This window comes from Bacillus kwashiorkori (genome assembly GCF_001375515.1).
Lineage (GTDB): Bacteria > Bacillota > Bacilli > Bacillales > Caldibacillaceae > Bacillus_BK > Bacillus_BK kwashiorkori.
On sequence record NZ_CTDX01000007.1, the window covers coordinates 1 to 3,515 of the forward strand.

Here is a 3,515-nt window from a genome sequence, read left to right on the forward strand (position 1 = left end):
GATGCAATGTAACGGGGATGATAGTAAGTTTTTGTTCAGGCATATGAAAAGCACCTCCTTTAATCGATATCTAAATTTTATCAAGAGGTGCTGCTCAATTATATGCGTTGTTTGAATGGGGGCTTACCGAAGAATGAACATTATTTGAGAAAAGAAAATGAAAGATTACGAGAAATTATTGGGAGTTGGAGGAGAAAAGCGCAAGATAAGCATTCTAGGAGGAATTTCTGCTTACGTGAGGGGTTTAGTGCTAATAATAATTTTCATTATAAAGTGTATGTCGTGAAAGAAGTTCCGGGTGACCTTCCGATAATCGAAGTCTTGGAGGAGTTAAAACACGGATTTTTGCAAACGGTAAAGCCCTATCGCTTTTTAAGATGCGATTATTCAACGAAATATGATTCGTGGCTTGTTGAGGTAGCTATTAAATTACCTAGAGATATTAATATGTTTGATTACTAATCCAGTAGACCACATGTGTAAGACATTGACATCAAGAGAGAACATAATTTGTTCGGATTAAATTTCATCGTATCTGGATACAAGTACTCAATTAATCCTGTAAATTTTTAACCGTACCTTGGTACGGGGTAAATTTATATAATTAATATATGCTTTTTCAATTTAACAGTCAATTCTTTTTGAATTGATTTCACTAGATTACTAATATCAAAACTAAAGAGATTTTTTTTATACCCTTATACAAGTGTCCACTGTGTAGACTACATGTGAAGTACCTTGTTGATTTAGAAAGTGGATAGTAGGTGTATAAAATGACAAAAAGGCTAATCCCTCTTTATAAGGATATAGCCTTTCACTTATGTAACGGAGCTTTAGGTAGCGTCATTACTACCATGGCTCCGCAGACCTTTCAGTCAACATTCTAGAATGTCAGGTATTAAAATTTTTCAACCCATAGAGAATTTTATATGAAATGGTATTCTCATACAATGGTAATATATGGCACAATGTAAAACGCCCACACTTCACCTGTTTTTGCTTTTTACTTGACCCACCAATCTTCATATCTATACCTATATCTTTCATCATTCTCTTTATTAACTCTCAGAACAACATAAACTATATTCATCCTGCCAACTCCTTTACTATGAAAAAAGATGTTTAATCTAGACCAAATTCCCTTTTTAGATGATTTTCAAAGTGTTGATTGATATATTCTTTTACAAATCGTTCCCTCTTGTCTCTATCCTCTTCTTTTCGGAACAAACCTACTCGTTTCAGTCGTTCTTCATCAGGTTTTGTAGCCCACATGTTGAGGGCCTCTTTCTCCAAATGTGCCTCAATACGACGGCGTGTGATGATTTCATTAAATCTATCCAATCGTTCTTTTTCCGGATCCTTAGGTTCGGGAAGTCGTTTTAAAAGCTCCTGGTATTGTGACTGCATTTCTTTAATTTGAGTAGCTGCAATCTCATGTACTACTTTTTCCAGTTCACTTCTTAGTAAATTGATTTGTAGAGGACTTGTAGACTCCAATTCTTTTGAATCTTCTAGTTTAGGAAAAGGGCGGAGCTCAAAGTATTGGGGTAACTCATTAAAAATAGCGTCGAGAGTCCATTTCTCATCCCTCTTATTTTTGATATGTAAGGCGATTTCTAAATCAAGGCTGTCGTAAACCTTCTCACCATGTTCGTTTCGATTAATCGAATGGATACGTTTTTCTTCTAATTGTTTAAACCAGTTTGAAACGGTATTGATATGCTTCCCGATTTTATCTGCGAATTCTCCGATTTGCCAGTATTCCATATAAAAACTCTCCTTGCTTTGTATCTTACATGTGGTCAACGTACGACATGTAGATTACAATTTGTAGTACATATGTAGACTACATTCGACATGTAGACCACATTTCCCTTCTTTTAAAATAACAAAAAAACGCCAGGTACGGACATTTTTTTACTTTGAATTTCCTTTTTGCAGTGACATTATTTTCTGTAAAATTAATTACTGTCTTCATAAAATTTGGTCAGATTATATATTAAGACCTAATTATTCAGCGGCACTTATATTTGGACAAATAAAAAGGGTAGCACTCGCTACCCTTAGTAAAAAGTGAAGAAAGAACGCAAAGTTTAATAGTCATTCTTCTTCATAGTTAACATCGATTGTAATCTCGTTATTTTCTATAGAAAAATTCACATTCCATCTAGGATGTATTTTAATTTTATTATTTTCATTAAAATCTAGAACACCGTGTATTTCGTCATTATTTTTAGAAATAAAAACTATTTGTTTCCTTTCTTCATTTACATAGACATTAATTGAATCATGATAATTAAGTGTGTAGCTGTTAAAAGTCATTTTTTTCATAAATCGTATCTACTCCTATTTATTTATTTTGATAACACTTTACCTGTTTTATCTAAAGAAGCTACCCTTTTTCCATTGTTCTTTAATTTCCACGCACGTCCACCATGTCCTGCGGTATCTTTCTCTACTGACCAAGTTCCATTTTTGAATGTGCCAGAGTTTTTAGTCAAAGGTGTATTCCCATATTTATCTTTAAAAGAACCTAATTTCACCTTTCCATTTGAGTCTAACAATGATTTAGGTATTCCGTAATTAGTAGCAATTACAGTTTTTGCGTCTTTAAAAAAGCTCGAAATAATATTATAGAGCCAGCTTCCAACTGAAATAACAACTCCGGCAACTACTATTCCACCCGTCACGAGTAATGCAACTTTACCAATACCAGGAATAAAATAAACACCGGGAGCTAATGTAAATGAAAATTGAGGAGTATATTCACTATCATTATAACTTAATTCAACAATTTCCACTGAGTTTAAATATTCCTCGAATTCTTCTGGATTATAAAGTCTTCCGTCTATAAAAACGCCATCTTCTAAAATTTCAAAGTCTGGATCATCTGCATCTGGGTTGTAAATATCTGGTTTGGAAATATCAAGAATGATTGGTTCGAGAATATCTTGGTTGTAAATTATTTGCGGTTCTTCAAGTTCAGAAGCTTTCGCAAATGTAGTTCCTACAGTTGAAAAAATTAAAGTAAAAGTTAAAGTAAACACTAAAATACATTTGATACGTTTCATATCAAACATCCCCCTTTGAACAATAATTTAATAACAATTTACTTAATTAAACAAAAATTAGAAAAATCCTCTATTTTTCCTAATATTTTTACAAAAAAATTCACAACGTTAAAAAAGGCCTGCATTTAATGAATTCCTTTCTTTTTTTTAGGGAGGAAAGGGATACTATAAGGACTTAAATTACTTTTGGAACTCGCTACAGCGCAATTTATTTCAATTTGTTGTTACGTAGCGATATCGTTATGAATCGTCCACCATAATTAGCGATTGTCAAAAGCTTATTTACCCTATAAAAAAAACCCCCTTTTTCTTTTGAATAACGGGTTTACTTTTGAGGTGCAAAGTACTAATTCACATAGTTAATCACAATGTATTTCGCGGTATTTTCACAACAAAGTTCACATTATTAATCACACTAAAAGGCTTAGAAAAATTTCTAAGCCT

At 32.9% G+C, this 3,515-nt stretch carries 4 protein-coding genes; 1 reads left to right on the plus strand and 3 read right to left on the minus strand.

Going from position 1 to position 3,515, the window contains the following annotated elements; translation table 11 throughout:
• Positions 1-102 precede the first annotated feature (102 nt).
• Complete coding sequence (locus tag BN1242_RS01955) at positions 103-462, plus strand: hypothetical protein (RefSeq protein WP_062350560.1); 360 nt, start codon at positions 103-105, stop codon at positions 460-462.
• Between the two features lie 660 nt (positions 463-1,122).
• Here the strand turns inward: BN1242_RS01955 and BN1242_RS01960 are convergent.
• The 3 genes from BN1242_RS01960 to BN1242_RS01970 all read right to left on the minus strand — a co-directional run bounded on the left by BN1242_RS01960 (position 1,123) and on the right by BN1242_RS01970 (position 3,080).
• On the minus strand, positions 1,123-1,767 hold the full coding sequence (locus BN1242_RS01960; protein ID WP_062350563.1) for a hypothetical protein: 645 nt from the start codon (positions 1,765-1,767) through the stop codon (positions 1,123-1,125).
• Positions 1,768-2,100: 333 nt separating this feature from the next.
• Positions 2,101-2,331, minus strand: a complete 231-nt coding sequence (locus BN1242_RS01965; RefSeq protein WP_062350566.1) for a hypothetical protein — start codon at positions 2,329-2,331, stop codon at positions 2,101-2,103.
• A 23-nt stretch (positions 2,332-2,354) separates the two neighbouring features.
• Entirely contained in the window at positions 2,355-3,080 is a 726-nt protein-coding gene (locus BN1242_RS01970; RefSeq protein WP_158661034.1) for a hypothetical protein, read from the minus strand.
• Positions 3,081-3,515 lie beyond the last annotated feature (435 nt).